The sequence below is a fragment of the Thermocrispum municipale DSM 44069 genome, assembly GCF_000427825.1.
Taxonomy (GTDB): Bacteria; Actinomycetota; Actinomycetes; order Mycobacteriales; family Pseudonocardiaceae; genus Thermocrispum; species Thermocrispum municipale.
Genome location: NZ_ATYT01000006.1, coordinates 1 through 13835, shown reverse-complemented (window position 1 = coordinate 13835; position 13835 = coordinate 1). Strand labels below are relative to the sequence as shown.

At 69.2% G+C, this 13835-nt stretch carries 15 protein-coding genes and 1 tRNA gene; 9 read left to right on the top strand and 7 right to left on the bottom strand.

Annotation, left to right across the window (positions count from 1 at the left end; all coding sequences use genetic code 11):
* Positions 1-21 precede the first annotated feature (21 nt).
* The 4 genes from YWM_RS22530 to YWM_RS22520 all read right to left on the bottom strand — a co-directional run bounded on the left by YWM_RS22530 (position 22) and on the right by YWM_RS22520 (position 4100).
* Positions 22-1254: an MFS transporter gene (locus YWM_RS22530; RefSeq protein WP_043660051.1), complete on the bottom strand. Its 1233-nt coding sequence runs from the start codon at positions 1252-1254 to the stop codon at positions 22-24.
* Positions 1255-1486: 232 nt separating this feature from the next.
* Entirely contained in the window at positions 1487-2221 is a 735-nt protein-coding gene (locus YWM_RS0106945; RefSeq protein ID WP_028850113.1) for an SDR family oxidoreductase, read from the bottom strand.
* Between the two features lies 1 nt (position 2222).
* Complete coding sequence (locus tag YWM_RS25125; protein WP_052344643.1) at positions 2223-2822, bottom strand: TetR/AcrR family transcriptional regulator; 600 nt, start codon at positions 2820-2822, stop codon at positions 2223-2225.
* 21 nt (positions 2823-2843) lie between these two features.
* Positions 2844-4100, bottom strand: coding sequence for a PucR family transcriptional regulator (locus tag YWM_RS22520; protein ID WP_052344642.1), 1257 nt, complete (start codon positions 4098-4100; stop codon positions 2844-2846).
* A 144-nt stretch (positions 4101-4244) separates the two neighbouring features.
* Between YWM_RS22520 and YWM_RS0106930 the strand changes: the two genes are divergently transcribed.
* The 4 genes from YWM_RS0106930 to YWM_RS22515 all read left to right on the top strand — a co-directional run bounded on the left by YWM_RS0106930 (position 4245) and on the right by YWM_RS22515 (position 8979).
* A complete protein-coding gene (locus YWM_RS0106930) occupies positions 4245-5117 on the top strand; it encodes an SDR family oxidoreductase (protein ID WP_028850112.1) in 873 nt (290 codons plus the stop codon).
* The gene (locus YWM_RS0106925; RefSeq protein WP_028850111.1) at positions 5114-6619 is read left to right on the top strand and encodes an aldehyde dehydrogenase family protein; all 1506 of its coding nucleotides are present in this window, start codon (positions 5114-5116) and stop codon (positions 6617-6619) included. Before YWM_RS0106930 ends, YWM_RS0106925 begins: the two co-directional genes overlap by 4 nt.
* A 313-nt stretch (positions 6620-6932) precedes the next feature.
* A complete protein-coding gene (locus tag YWM_RS0106920) occupies positions 6933-7868 on the top strand; it encodes a hypothetical protein (RefSeq protein ID WP_156914682.1) in 936 nt (311 codons plus the stop codon).
* 286 nt (positions 7869-8154) lie between these two features.
* Entirely contained in the window at positions 8155-8979 is an 825-nt protein-coding gene (locus YWM_RS22515) for an ion transporter (protein WP_245565949.1), read from the top strand.
* Here YWM_RS22515 and YWM_RS0106910 read toward each other — a convergent pair whose 3' ends face one another.
* Positions 8980-9810 (bottom strand): glutamate ABC transporter substrate-binding protein, encoded by an 831-nt coding sequence (locus YWM_RS0106910; RefSeq protein WP_028850109.1) that lies wholly within the window; start codon positions 9808-9810, stop codon positions 8980-8982.
* Between the two features lie 132 nt (positions 9811-9942).
* Here YWM_RS0106910 and YWM_RS0106905 point away from each other — a divergent pair, with 132 nt between their 5' ends.
* Complete coding sequence (locus tag YWM_RS0106905) at positions 9943-10728, top strand: DsbA family protein (protein ID WP_028850108.1); 786 nt, start codon at positions 9943-9945, stop codon at positions 10726-10728.
* 2 nt (positions 10729-10730) lie between these two features.
* On the opposite strand, the gene YWM_RS0106900 is transcribed toward YWM_RS0106905, so the two are convergent.
* The gene (locus tag YWM_RS0106900; RefSeq protein ID WP_245565948.1) at positions 10731-12194 is read right to left on the bottom strand and encodes an MFS transporter; all 1464 of its coding nucleotides are present in this window, start codon (positions 12192-12194) and stop codon (positions 10731-10733) included.
* Positions 12195-12308: 114 nt separating this feature from the next.
* On the opposite strand from YWM_RS0106900, the gene YWM_RS0106895 reads away from it, so the two are divergent.
* From YWM_RS0106895 to YWM_RS26090, 4 genes are all read left to right on the top strand, one after another.
* A complete protein-coding gene (locus YWM_RS0106895; RefSeq protein WP_028850106.1) occupies positions 12309-12770 on the top strand; it encodes a MarR family winged helix-turn-helix transcriptional regulator in 462 nt (153 codons plus the stop codon).
* 56 nt (positions 12771-12826) lie between these two features.
* On the top strand, positions 12827-12976 hold the full coding sequence (locus YWM_RS26095) for a hypothetical protein (protein WP_156914681.1): 150 nt from the start codon (positions 12827-12829) through the stop codon (positions 12974-12976).
* A tRNA-Ala gene (locus YWM_RS0106885) sits at positions 12955-13030 on the top strand. The genes YWM_RS26095 and YWM_RS0106885 overlap by 22 nt, the downstream gene beginning before the upstream one ends.
* A gap of 25 nt (positions 13031-13055) precedes the next feature.
* A complete protein-coding gene (locus YWM_RS26090) occupies positions 13056-13583 on the top strand; it encodes a hypothetical protein (RefSeq protein WP_028850105.1) in 528 nt (175 codons plus the stop codon).
* Here the strand turns inward: YWM_RS26090 and YWM_RS25600 are convergent.
* A partial coding sequence (locus tag YWM_RS25600; protein ID WP_156914680.1) for an integrase core domain-containing protein occupies positions 13554-13835 on the bottom strand: 282 nt, incomplete at its 5' end. The genes YWM_RS26090 and YWM_RS25600 overlap by 30 nt on opposite strands.

The window sequence follows — 13835 nt, the reverse complement described above, 5'->3', positions numbered from 1 at the left end:
GTCATCGACCGGCTCCCTCCGTCATCGTTGACGTGCCTGCACCGCGCGACGCACGGCAGTGATCGTCAGTAGTAACAGTCCAAGAGCGACGACGGCCAGTGCCGCCAGCCCTAGCGCGTACGAACCGAAAGCGCCGTAGAGGCCGCCCATGAGCAGCGGAGGCACGAACCCACCGAGTCCGCCCGCTGCCCCGACGACGCCCGTGACCGAACCGACCCTGTTCGCCGGCGCCAGCAACGCGACCAGCGCGAACACCGCACCGGACCCGGTCCCCAACGCGGCAGCCATGCCGAGGAAGGCGATCGTCCCCAGCGGCATCAGTGGGGGCGTGAACGACTGCGCGACGGCTCCTGCGGCGACCACCAGCAGCGCGGCGACGAGGACACGGACGGGACCGAAGGCGTCCGACAACCAGCCGCCGATCGGCCGCATCACGACGGCGAGAACGACGAACCCGGCCATCCGGCCCGACGCGTCCGCCTGGGGCAGGTCGTAGGCGGTGCCGAGGTAGGCGGGCAGGTAGACGGAGAACGCGACGTAGCCGCCGAAGAGGACCGCGTAGAGAACCGAGGCTTGCCATGTCACAGTCAGCCGGAGCGTGCCGGACAGCCACCGCAGGAACGGTTCGCGCGGAATCGAGCGACCCGGTGCGTCTCGCAAGAACAGGGCTGCGAGCAGGGCAAACAGCGCCAGCATGCCTGCGGTGAGCAGGAACGGCGTGGCCATCCCCCAGCCTTCGACCAGATGCACGGTGGTCAGCGCGCCGACCGCCGTCCCGCCCATGCCTGCTCCGTACACGCCGAGCGCGAGGCCGCGCCGGGACGGCGGGAACCAGGCCGATACGAACGGGATGCCGACCGCGAACACGGCTCCACCGATGCCGAGGAAGAAGCCACCGACCAGCAGTCCGGTCAGGGACCGGTAGCCGCCGAGGCCGATGAACAGGACCGGCAGGACGGTCAACGCGCTCATCGCACAAAACATCACCCGCCCGCCGAACCGGTCGGTCAGCGCGCCGACCGGGATGCGGCCGAGCGAGCCGACGATCACCGGTACGGCGACGACCAGGGCCTGCTCGAACGCGCTGAGGGTCAGCATGTCCTTGAGCAGCGGCCCCAGCGGGGACAGCAGCGACCACGCCCAGAAATTCACCGCGAAGCCCACAGTGGCCAGCGCGAGCATGCCCAGCCGTCGCCGCGCGCCCACGTCCGTGGTGGGCGCCGCCGCGTCGGGAAGGGCATTCGTCGGCGTCATCGCTGAGTCATTCGTGCTGCGTGTGAGGTACTCAGGATGGGAGTACGTAGCCCGTGCGCGGCAGGGAGAAAGGTCCTTGACCACCAGGACCGATGGACTCAGCGATCAGTGCAGGCGCCCGCCGGTCACCGCGGGGCCTCAGCGATCAGCGGAGCGCCACCGGCCACCGATCTCTGCGCCGATCAGAGCCGCCCACCAACCACCGCGGGGCCTCAGTGCCGAGCGGCCCCGCTCACCAGCCGCCGCCGACGTCGACCAGCGCGCCCGTGGTGTAGCTGGCCTCGTCGGACAGCAGCCACAGGATCGCGGCCGCGACCTCTTCCGCCTTTCCCGGCCTGCCCAGCGGCGACGTGCGGCTGAGCCGCTCGAGGCGCCCCGGCGCGTGGATCTCGGTGTCGATCAAGCCTGGCCGGACCGCATTGACGCGGATGCCGTCCTCGGCGAGCTCACGCGACAAGCCGACCGTGAGCGTGTCGACACCCGCCTTCGCGGCCGCGTAGTCGACGTACTCGTTGGCACTACCCAGCACGGCGGCGCGGGATGACACATTGACGATCGCGCCGCCCGACCCGCCGTGCCGCACGGACATCCGCCGCACGGCTGCCCGCGTACACAGAATCGTGCCGACGAGGTTGACGGCTACGACCCGCTCGATGCGCTCGGTGGCGAAGTCCTCGAGCCGCTGCCGGGGGCCGACGATGCCTGCGTTGTTCACCAGCGCGTTCGGCGCCCCGAGTTCGTCTCCTACGGTGTCGAACAAACGCTGGACGTCGTCGGCATCCGCGACGTCCGCCTGGACCGCCAGCGCCCGCACGCCGGCCTGTTCGCAACGCTGCACGACCTGGCGGGCGGCGTCCGGTCGTTCGCGGTAGCTCAACGCCACGTGCCAGCCACGTCGGGCGGCCAGCATCGCGGTCGCCGCCCCGATTCCGCGACTGCCTCCAGTGATCACCACCGTGCCAGGCATGTCAGGCTCGCATGTCGGCGATCAGCTCGTCGAGCATGCGCCGGGCTCGCCTGCGGCTCGACTCGCGCGACTCCTCGAAACCACCGGCGATGAGGCCGATGCCGCACAGCAACGCCACGATGCGCTCCGCCTCGTGCTTCACGTCCACGTCGGACGGCAGCTCGCCCTGGTCGGCGGCCTGCTCCAGGAGCGTGGTGATCACCTGCCGGATCGCCTCGAACCCCAGCGACGAGCCTTCTTCCTTGAGGAACCGGGCCGCGGCGGGATGGCCCCAGAACGAGATGAGCACCATCCAGCACTCCTGCATCTCGTCGTCCAGCGGCAGCAGTGTCTCGGCCACCGCCTCCACCGCGGCGAGCCCGCGCTTGCCGTGCCTGGCCTCGTTGACCCGGCGGGCGATCCGCTTGGTGTTGGCCCGGATCACCGCGGTCATCACTTCGGCCTTGTCGTCGAAGTAATGGGTGACCGCGCCGGTCGACACGCCGGCCTCCAGTGCGATGGCGCGCATCGTCGCCGCCGACACACCGTTCGACGACACCAGCCGCCATGCCGCGTCGACGATCCGCTGCCGTGCTGCCGGGTCCTTGAGCTGCCTGGTCACTCGGGGAATGGTATCGGCTGATCAACCGGTGAGGACGCGGCCTTGGTAGGCCTCGGCGAGCATCAGCGCCAGTTCGGTCGGCAACCTCCGCTCGGTCAGCGACCTGCCGAGCACCTGCTCGATCTGCCGCAACCGGTACAGCACGGTGTTCTTGTGCAGCCCGAGCTCGGTGGCCGCGCGGCGGGCGCTGCCGCCCACCCGCAGGTAAGCCAGCGCGGTCTGCCGGAGCCGTGCCTCCAGCACGCCGGGCCGGGCGAGCTGGCCCAGCTCCCGTCGAACGAGTGCACGCATGGCTTCTTCGTCCTCGGACAGGCAGCTCAGCACCTCGACGTCGGTGTAGAGCGTCACTTGCGGTGGGTCCGCGAGGCGGGTGACCACACGTTGCGCCCGGAGCGCTTCGCGGTGACTGCTCCGCAGGCCCGGCACACCGAGCGCAGGCATGCCGACCGCGATGCGGAGGCCCCGGTCGACCCGCAGAGCGGCGATCTCCCCGATGGCGGCGAGCGTGGGGGCGGGCCCGGTGGCCAACCATGCCCACACGGTGTGGGCGTCGGCGCGAATGGTCAGCGGCCGGGGCGCGTCCACCGCGGCGGCCGCTTCGACGGCGACCGACTCGAGACGCTCGCTGGTGTCGATCCCGCCTGCGTCGCCCGCCCACACCACCAGGGCGGTCTGCCAGCGGCGCACGTTGTGGCCGAGCCGAACCGTGGCCTCGTCGGCGGACAGCTGGTCACCGCGCAGGATGGCCTGCACCGTCTCGGTCCGGCGAGCCAGTGCGCCGCGCATCCGCCGCTCGGATTCCTCCCCGTGCGCGGCGGCCAGGACGTCGAGGTTGTGGTCGAGCACCCGGCTGGACTGCTCCCACAGGAACGTCAGCACCCGCATCCGCAGGTCGCCGTCGTCGATCTGGTCGGCGACGCTGTGCATCACCTTGCGCCAGAACACGCGCTGCCCGATCCGGTACAGCCGCATCAACTGCCCGACGTCGTGCCCGTGCCGGGCCAGCGTGCGCGCGAATTCCACCGCGGGTGGCGGGAACTCGAACTCGCTCGCCGGGTCTTTGGCCATCTCGGCCAACAGGTGCGCGATCAACGCCCCGGTGCTCGCCTGCAGATCGCGCAGCACGTCCGGCTCTTCGGCCAGCTGCGGCACTTCGTTGAGCAGTTCCCGGTTGAGCTGCCCGACCAGCGCCTCGAGTTCGTCGACCTTGAGCATGTCGCCGGCGAAGGTCTCGATCCACGCCTGCACGTCGGCTTCCGGGCGGGCTAGTTCGCGCATACCGATCCCCTTCGCACGACGACGGGTGTTTGGGCCAGAACGTACAACACCACCGAGGCGATCTGGCCGGTCAGCTCAAGCTCGGTCGGCGTGATGCGGCTCATACTCGACCGGTGTGCGGGTTGTCGGGACGAAGGAGAGGCCATGGCTTCCAGGACGGTTTCACTTGCGGGCAAGGTAGTCGCGATCACCGGGGGCGCGCGGGGCATCGGCAAGGCCACCGCAGCGGCCTTCCTGGACCAGGGCGCCGCGGTCGTCATCGGTGACATCGACGACGAACTGGCGAGCAAGACCGCGGTCGAACTGGGTGCCCGGCCGGGCGCACAGGTCACCGGGCTGCCGCTGGACGTCACCGACCGCGACTCGTTCGCCCGGTTCCTCGACGAAGCGGACGCCGCGTTCGACGCGCCGGTCGACGTGCTGGTGAACAACGCCGGGATCATGCCGACCGGCCTGCACGTCGACGAAGCCGAGCGGATGACCGACCGGCAGCTCGACATCAACCTGCGCGGTGTGATCACCGGCAGCAAGCTTGCGGTCACCAGGTTTCTGCAGCGCGGCAGCGGGCACCTGGTCAACATCGCCTCGCTGGCCGGCGTGACCGGTTATCCCGGGCTGGCGACCTACTGCGCCACCAAGCACGGCGTCGTCGGCTTCACCGAAGCGCTGTGGGGCGAGCTGCACGACGGCCCGGTCGGCATCTCGATGGTGCTGCCCGCGGTGGTGCGCACCGAGCTGTCCGCAGGGGCGAACGTCCCCCGCTCGATGGAGCGCCTCACCACCGTGAACCCGGAGGATGTCGCCGCGGCCGTGGTCGACGCGGTGGTGCACGACCGCCCGAAGGTCGTCGTGCCGAAATCCGCCGGGGTCATGCTGGCCTCGATGTCCCTGCTGCCCACGCGCGCGAAATTCGCGCTGGGCCGCTGGATGAAGCTCGACGTCATGTTCACCGAGTCCGACCCGGTCGCCCGGGCCCGGTACCACCAGCGCATCGCCGGCCAGGAGCAGTCGTCATGACCGCGATGTTCACCGTTCGATCGCCCGCCGACGGCACGCCCCTCGCGGAGGTGCCCGAGCAGGGCCCGCACGACGTTGCCGCCACGGCGCAGGAGTTGCGCGAAGCGCAAACCGAGTGGGAAGCGATCGGTTTCCCCGGTCGGGCCCGCTGGCTGCGGCGTTACCGCGACTGGCTGCTGGACAACGAAACCGCGCTGGGCAAGACGCTGCAGTCGGAGACCGGCAAGCCGTGGTTCGAGGCGACCATCGAGGTCCCGTACGTCGTCGAGGTGATCAACTACTACACCAAGAACGGCGCCCGGTTCCTCGCCGAGGAGACGCCGCGGCCACACAACGCGATCACGATGACCAAGCGGTCGCAGGTGCTGCTGCGGCCGTATCCGCTGGTCGGGATCATCACGCCGTGGAACTTTCCGCTGGCGTTGGCGCTGATGGACGGCGTGCCCGCGCTGGCGGCAGGGGCCGCCGTCATGGTGAAGCCGTCCGAGTTCACCCCGCTGGTGACCAGACAAGCCGTCGCGGGTTGGGCGGAGATCGGCGCCCCGCCGGTGTTCGCCTGCGTGACCGGGCACGGGCCGACGGGCGCGGCCGTGGTGGACAACGTCGACTACGTGCAGTTCACCGGCTCGACCCGGACCGGACGGATCATCGGCGCCCGGGCGGCCGAGCGGCTCGTCCCGTTCAGCCTGGAACTCGGCGGCAAGGACGCCATGCTGGTGCTGGACGACGCCGACGTCGACCGAGCCGCCAACGCCGCGGTGTGGGGCGCCATGTGCAACTCGGGCCAGATGTGCACGTCGGTCGAACGCGTCTACGTCCTCGCGCCGGTCTACGACGACTTCGTGGCGAAGGTCGTCGACAAGGTGCGGACGCTCCGTCAGGGGCGGGATGACCAGAGCTACCGCTTCGACGTGGGGTCGCTGGCCAACGAGAACCAACTGGCCGTCGTGGAGCGGCATGTCGAGGATGCGTTGAACAACGGCGCCAAAGCGCTCACCGGCGGCAAGCGCGCGGAAGGCGGCACGTTCTACGAGCCGACGGTACTGGTCGACGTGCACCACGGCATGACGTGCATGCGCGAAGAGACCTTCGGTCCGACGCTGCCGATCATGAAGGTGGACGACGTCGACGAAGCGGTGCGCCTGGCCAACGACTCCAGCTACGGACTGTCGGCGACAGTCTGGAGCACGAACACCGCACGCGCCGAGCAGGTGGCCCGGCGGCTGGAGGCGGGTTCGGTGAACATCAACGACATGTTCACCAACCTGTTCGCCCTGCCCGTCCCGCAGGCGGGGTGGAAACAGTCCGGAGTGGGCTTCCGCAACGGGGGCGCGGCAGGCATCCGGAAGTACTGCCGTCCGCAGTCCATCGTGAGCGCGCGGGTGGCGCCCCGCTCCGAGCCGACGTGGTACCCGTACTCGCCGGTGAAGAGCAAGATGCTGGCGAGAGTGATGCGTTTCACGATGGCTCGTGACGTGCTCCGGCGGCTCGGTCTGCGCTGAGCCGTCGGCGCTCCGGCCCGAGACCGCGTCCGGGCGTCATCCGAAGATGATCTTGCTTGGCCGGAAAAGCTCCGGCACAACAACAAGTGCGGCGAAGATTCTTTGGTAACTGTCCGCGTACGGCCTCGCGCGAAGAGAGATCAACTCGTCTCAATGAGGGTGTGCACGGACAGCTACGACGACCTTGCGTAGAGAATTGTTCCCCAAACCTCTTCCGTCTTTCACCCAGACGAGTAGTATCGCCGCGGACGAAGCAACGAAACGGTAACAGCCACTGGGTCGGCCCCCGACGGCCCGGAGAGAGGTTTTCACCGTGTCGGACACCCCGCCCGATATGCCCCGACGCGACTACGTCACGGTCGCCGAACTGATCGACCGCGAGCGCACCCCCACCGAGGACTACCCGTGGGCTGCGCCCGAACGGCGCCCACAGGCGCTCACCCCGGTCACCGACCTGTTGCGCCGTGAGGGAGTCCGCATCGACGGACTGGTCGACGAAGGTGAGACGCTCGCCGCCGCTCCGCAGGAGCTGCCGAGCCCCGAGGACGAGGAGCGCCCCGCGAACAAGCGCGGGCACAAGGTCGCCGCGATGGCCGGCGTCGCCGCCTTGTCCGGTCTGACCATCGCCGGTCTGATCGCGCTGAGCCCGAGCGGCTCGGCACCCACGTCCAACTCGGCAGCGCCGGGCGGTGACGGTACCCAGGCGGGTACGTCGCCCGCCGATGGCGGCAGCACCGCCCCCAGCTCCACGCAGTTGAAGCGGGCCAGCAGCGAGAAGACGCCCGCCCCCGCAGCGGGCCGACAGGACGTGGACCAGTCCCACCAGGGCGGCGCCACCCCGGGCAGCGCCACGCAGCAGCCCGGTGGCGGAGGCGCCCCGGCCCCGAAGACCGGCGCGGCCGGCTCGCATCAGGCGCCGGACACCGCGCAGGGTCAGCAGCCCGGCGGCCAGGCGGACGGGGACACCGGCACCACGCAGCCGGCGCCGGAGGCCCCGGAGCCGACCTCCCCGCCGAAGGAGACCCAGCCGCAGCAGCCGCCACAGAGCAAGCCGAAGCCGCGCAACCCGGTCGGCGGCCTCGTCGGCGGTGTCACCGACACCCTCGGCAAGACGGTCGAGGGCGTGACCGGCCTGCTGGGTGGCGTACTGGGCACCACCTCGGCACCGGAGAGCTCGTCCAGCGTGGCCCCGGACGAGGAGCCCGACCCGACGACCGGCTCGAAGTCCGGCACGCTCGACGTGAACTGACCGAGCGTCCCCGCACAACCGCAGACCAACATCCCGCACCACCCCCAACGACCCGCCGCTTTTCCCCCCACCCCCAGCGGCGGGTCGTTGTCATGCCGGCGCTGAACCATGCCTGTCCGTACCACCTCGCCCGGCCCGCCAGTCCCACCTCGGACCTCGCGTCCGGCCGTTCGTTCTGCGCGCTGATCGACCGAAGCGGCAATAGGCTGTGGCTCATGACACACCGGCCGCTCCGTGCACTCGCGACGCGTCACCGCCGCACCGGCCTGGCGGAAGTGGTTGCGTCATGACCGCCACCGAGTCCGATCCGGCGGCCACGGCCGCCGACGAGCAGGAAGCCAAGATCCGGCGGACCCGCACGGCGGACAAGCGCAAGCGGTCGCAAGCCGTGTGGGAACGGCCGCTGGACTTCGTCGACGTCGCGATGCTCGTGCTGTCCGTGCTGTCCGTCGGCCTGCTGCTCTACGTCACGGTGATCGACCGAACCAACGCCGGCGCCACCTGGGTGTTCGTGGTCGACACGACCATTTGCGCGATCTTCGCGGTGGAGTTCGTCTGGCGCTGGCGCAAAACCGGCTGGCAGCCGATGTATCCGCTCAGCCACTGGTACGAGGTGATCGGGATGATCCCGATCGCCAACCCGGCGGTGCGCAGCTTCCGGCTGCTGCGGGTCATCGTCGTCGCGGTCCGGGTCGCGCGGCTCGTCTACCGGGTGTTCGGCGAGCGCTTCACCAACCGGTTGGTCGATCAACTCACCGATCCGGTGGTGGAGGCCATCAAGCGCCCGGTGATTCTGATGGTGCTCGACGAAGTGGTCAAGGTGGTCGAGACCGGCAACATCCCGCTCGGCCTGGCCGCGGCACTGCGGGAGAACTCCGACGAGCTCGAGCAGCTGGTGGTCGAGAAGCTCAACGAGGATCCGACCACCGGGCGGCTGGCCATGCTGCCGTTCTCCGATCGCATCACGCGCGCCATGATCGAGACGACGCTGCGCGTCGTGCTCGAGGTGTTGGCCGACCCGCGCGTGGACGAGTTCGTCACCGACGTGGTCAGGCAGAACCAGCAGCGCATCCGGGAGGACGTGCTCAACCGCCTGGAGAACGCGGACTGATCAACGCTCGGTGATCGGCGGCGGGTTGGACACACGGATGCCGCTGCCGCCGAAGTGCTTCTGCACCGACGCCCGCCACTCGCCGGTGTCGATCATCTCCTGCAGCGCGGCGTTGACCGCGCGCCGCCCGTCGACGTCGCCCTTCGGCAGGCCGATGCCGTAGCGCTCGACGGAGAACTGCTTGCCGACGATCTTCAGCAGCTCGGGGTGCTCGGCGACGTAGCCGGCCAGGATCGCTTCATCGGTGGTGACCGCGTCGACCAGGCCGGCGAGCAGCGCGGTCACACAGTCCGGCTCGCGCGGGTACTCGACCAATGTGACCCGCTTGGCGAAGCGCGCCTTGACTTCCTCTGCCGACGTCGTGCCGGTCACCGAGCAGAGCTTCTTGCCGTCCAGCGAGCTCGGCCCGGTGATGTCGGTGGTCTTCTTCCGCACCATGAGCGACTGGCCGGTGACGAAGTACGGCCCGGCGAACAGCACGTTCTTCTTGCGCTCCGCCGTGATGGAGAACGTGCTGATCACCATGTCGACCGCGCCCGAGGTGAGCACTTCCTCGCGCTCGGCGGCCACCACGTCGCGCCACGTGATGTCGTCCGGGTCCACGCCGAGCTCGGCGGCGACGAACCGGCCCACGTCGATGTCGAAGCCGACGAAGCGGCCGTCCAGCGTGCGTTCGGACAGGCCTGGCTGGGTGAAGCGCGTGCCGATGACCAGCGTCCCGGTGTCCGCCGCCTTGGTCACCACGGAGTCCTCCGCAGCGGAGGGCGTGCAACCGGACAGCGCCGTGCAGATCAGCACGGCCACTGCCGCCAACGCCCCGGAACGCCGCACTGCACCTCCCACACAGCCCACACGCGCGGCCCCATAGCCTAGATGAGCCTCGACCGGGTTACTGAGCATCTCGGGTGCCACGGCGGCAGGAATGTCGACGTCGGTCACGATCGACAGGAGCGAACGAAGACGATGGGCGGAGCCGAACGAGCCGAACGCCGCAGGCGGCGGGAGCTGGCCGCGCAGCGGGCGACCCAAGCCACTCGGACACGCAAGTCCGCCACCGGCGCACCACCCCAGCCCGACCGAGCCCGAGTTCGCAAAGTCGCCTTGACCATCACCGCGGTTGCGGCGGCCGTCGCGCTGATCGTTCTCGCTGCGCTCTGGTACTACGCGGACAAGAACGCCACCGAGGGCCGCGCGATCCCGGTGGTCCGCAGCGACGAGGTGCCCGAGTCACGCGACGGCGCCGTGGTGGTGGTCGGGGACGCGAAGGCGCCGATCACCATCGACATCTATGCCGATTTCCTTTGTCCGGCGTGCGGCCAGTTCCACGAGCGGGACGGGAAGAAGATCGCCGATCGGGTGCAGGCAGGCGAGCTGCGGGTCCGCCGGCACATGGTGCCGATGCTCGTAGAGGCGTCCGATCCGCCCGGCTACTCGATGGACGCGGCCAACGCGGCGCTGTGCGCGGCCGACGAAGGCAAGTTCACCCCGTTCCACGACAGCCTGTTCGCCAACCAACCGGAGGAAGGCAAGCGCGGCTGGGACAAGGGTCAGTTGACCGAGCTGGGCAGCAAGCTGGGGCTGGGCGGGAAGTTCGCCGACTGCGTCGCCAAGCGGACCTACCACCGTGAGCTGGACCAGTCGTTCGCGACCGCACGCAAGGAAATCCCCGAGTTCGTCACCCCGACCGTGATCGGCCCGGACGGGCGCATCGACGTCAGTGAACCGGGCTGGCTGGACCGGCTGGGCTGAGCTCAGGCCGCCGCGAGTTGGCTCTCCTCGGGCAGGGCGCCCTCGACGCGACGGCGGGTCGGCTTCCGTGCCGGGATCACCAACGCAAGCACCGCAGCGAGAGCGGCGACACCGCATCCGATCAGGAAACTCACCAGGAACCCGGTTGCGCTCGGCACCTGGTAGCCGCCCACGCTGATGGTGAGGTTCGCCAGCACGACACCGATGACCGCCGATGACGTCGACGTGCCGATCGAGCGCATGAGAGTGTTCAGGCCGTTCGCCGACGCCTTCTCGTGCGCAGGCACCGCGCCGAGGATCAGGGTGGGCATGGCGCCGTAGGCGAGCCCCACACCGCAGCTGGCGACGAACGCGCCGATCACCAGGCCGGCCAACGAGCTCATGACGAGCGCCAGTGTCGCGTAGGCGACGGCCAGAACGGTGGCGCCGATGGCGAGCGTGATCTTCGGGCCGAATCGCTTGGTGATGCGCGCGCCGACGGGCGACATGATGGACATGGCCAACCCGCCCGGCGCGATCCACAAGCCCATGGCGAGCATGCTCAAACCCTGCCCGTAGCCGGTCGCGGCGGGCATCTGCAGCAGCTGCGGAATGATCAGCATCTGGCTGTACATGGCGAAGCCGACCAGGATGGACGTCAGGTTGGTCAGCAGGACGACCGGCTTGCCCGTGGCGCGCAGGTCCACCAGCGGCGCGGAGGCGCGCAGCTCCCACCAGGCCCACACCAGCAGGATGACCACCGCGGCGGCGAACAGGCCGACCACCAGCGTGGACGTCCAGCCCCACTCGGCGCCCCGGGAGATCGGCAGCAGGAGCGCGATGAGGCCGCAGCCGAGGCCGACCGCTCCGACGAAGTCGAACCGACGGCGGTCGATTCCCCTGGACGGTGGCGGGACCAGCCAGGCGACGAGCACGAACATCACCGCGGCGAACGCCACGATCAGCCACAGCAGCATCCGCCACGAGGCGAACTGGGCGACCGCCGCGGAGAACGGCAGGCCGATCGCGCCGCCGATGCCGAGCGAGGAGCTCATCAGCGAGATCGCGGCGGGGCGACGGTCCTCCGGCAGCAGGTCGTGCAGCATCGAGATGCCCAGCGGGATGATGCCCATGGCCATCCCCTGCAAGCCCCGGCCCGCCACCATCACCGGCACGGTGGTGGCCAGTGCGCACAGCACCGAGCCCATGATGAGCGGAATCAGGCACGCCAGCAGCATCCGCTTCTTGCCGTACATGTCGGCGAGCTTGCCCGCGACGGGGGTCGACACGGCGCCCACGAGCAGCGTGATGGTGATGATCCAGGACGTGTCGCTGGCCGGTGCGTGAAAGATCTTGGGAAGCGAAGCGACCAGCGGCACCACGAGGGTCTGCATCATCGCCACGACGGTGCCCGTCACCGCAAGCAGGCCGACGAGCACATTCGGGCGTACCGACTTGCGCGCACGCACGAACGCAGGCTCGGACACGAAGCTCCTCGCAAGGACGGAAGTGGTGAGATCGCCACGGGCGACAGTGCCTGGCGCAAACATGTGCATGATACACAACTCGTGCATGATGCACATCGCTCTATGCTCTGTGACGTGGACGACAAAGCGATCGCGGTGATCGAGTACGAGTCGATGATTTTCGGCCGTCATCTGGCCGGCCTGCCCGGTCGGACGCGGCGCACCGGCGGGGTGCTCGACCACAGCGCGTACAGCCTGCTGAGCATCCTGCAGGCGCGTGGGCCGTCGAGCATCCGGGAGCTGACGGCGGTGACCGGCCTGGATGCGTCGACGCTCAACCGGCAGACCGCGGCTCTGCTGCGGGAGAACTACGCGGTCCGGATCCCCGACCCTGCGGGCGGGTTGGCGCGCAAGTACCAGATCACCGACCACGGGGAGCGCACGCTGCGCGAGGAGCGGGAGGCCAGCCGCGCCGCGCTTGCCGGGCTCATCGCGGATTGGAGCGAGACCGACCGCGCGACGTTCGCCGAGCTGCTGCGCCGGCTCAACGACGCCATCGAGCAGCACGTCGGGCGACACTGGCCCCGGCCGTCGTGATCGCGGTCGGACGCCGCCTCGGTGCAAAGCCCCCACGCCCGTCATCGCCGCCCCGGATGCCGCCTCGGCACAAAGGAGCGCGGCACGCGCACGTCGCGATCGCCCCGGATGCCACCTCGGCGCATTTCGAGGCCCCCGGCGAGATCACCGAAAGCGGCGTGCTGTACGGTATGACCACCAGCAAGGGGCTGTGGCGCAGCTGGTAGCGCACCACACTGGCAGTGTGGGGGTCACGGGTTCGAGTCCCGTCAGCTCCACCATGATGCTCTTACTCGAACCCTCGACATGAGCAATGAACTGATCGGACAGTATGTCCAGGGAGGGCCCGTCGGTTTCGGCGGGCTTTTTCGTTTGCCCCGTGCCGTCGGGGGTGGCGTCGTGCTGTGTGTGTCGTGCCTCGTGGACGAGTGCTCGGGTGTCTGGGCTGTAGATGACGTCGAATGGCGCCCGGGAGGTTGCCTCGACGTGGTGCTGACCGTTGTCGTCGGTGGTGACGAGGAGCTTGTCGAAGAGGAGCTGGTTGAACATGCGGCGGATGTGTTCGGAGGCTTGCCGATAGGTGTTTCCGGCGTGCTGGGCGATGTCGAGGGCGATCGCGATGAGTTCGTCGGCTTCGGCAATATCGGCGGTGAGGTTGCTGAGGCTGCGGTTGGTGGCGGACAGTTCGGTGTCGAGGCGTTTCTGTTCGGCTCGGAGCATGTCGATGGGGATCGCGTCGTTGTAGTGGGCTTCGAGGAGCTTGCGTTGGCGACGTTCGATGGTCTGTTTCGTGGCTGTCCCGCGTCAAGAATCTGGCTCAGTTTTCTTGGATGAAAGTTGTGCTTGTTGATCTTGCTGGTGGATCTCGATCGGTCGTTGCATGCCGAGTGCCTCGTGGGGGCGGATGTGGTTGAACACGTGCCGGTAGCGCTCGGCCTCGGCGGCGAGGGTCTGCCCGTCGTCGATCTCCATCCGGTAGAGGTGCTCGTACTTCAGCGATCCGAATGCCCGTTCCCGCACGCCGTTCTGGCCGGGTGAGCGACGCCGGGTGCGGATGTGGAGCAGCTCGGGGCGAGAGGCGATGAA

Bases quoted from the DNA above. Each gene is read 5' to 3' on its own strand.
- YWM_RS22515 (WP_245565949.1), top strand. From the start codon at position 8,155: ATGACCGCCACCGAGTCCGATCCGGCGGCCACGGCCGCCGACGAGCAG.
- YWM_RS26090 (WP_028850105.1), top strand. From the start codon at position 13,056: ATGAGCAATGAACTGATCGGACAGTATGTCCAGGGAGGGCCCGTCGGT.
- YWM_RS22530 (WP_043660051.1), bottom strand. From the start codon at position 1,254: ATGACGCCGACGAATGCCCTTCCCGACGCGGCGGCGCCCACCACGGAC.
- YWM_RS0106925 (WP_028850111.1), top strand. From the start codon at position 5,114: ATGACCGCGATGTTCACCGTTCGATCGCCCGCCGACGGCACGCCCCTC.
- YWM_RS0106930 (WP_028850112.1), top strand. From the start codon at position 4,245: ATGGCTTCCAGGACGGTTTCACTTGCGGGCAAGGTAGTCGCGATCACC.
- YWM_RS22520 (WP_052344642.1), bottom strand. From the start codon at position 4,100: ATGCGCGAACTAGCCCGCCCGGAAGCCGACGTGCAGGCGTGGATCGAG.
- YWM_RS0106945 (WP_028850113.1), bottom strand. From the start codon at position 2,221: ATGCCTGGCACGGTGGTGATCACTGGAGGCAGTCGCGGAATCGGGGCG.
- YWM_RS0106905 (WP_028850108.1), top strand. From the start codon at position 9,943: ATGGGCGGAGCCGAACGAGCCGAACGCCGCAGGCGGCGGGAGCTGGCC.
- YWM_RS26095 (WP_156914681.1), top strand. From the start codon at position 12,827: ATGCCGCCTCGGCACAAAGGAGCGCGGCACGCGCACGTCGCGATCGCC.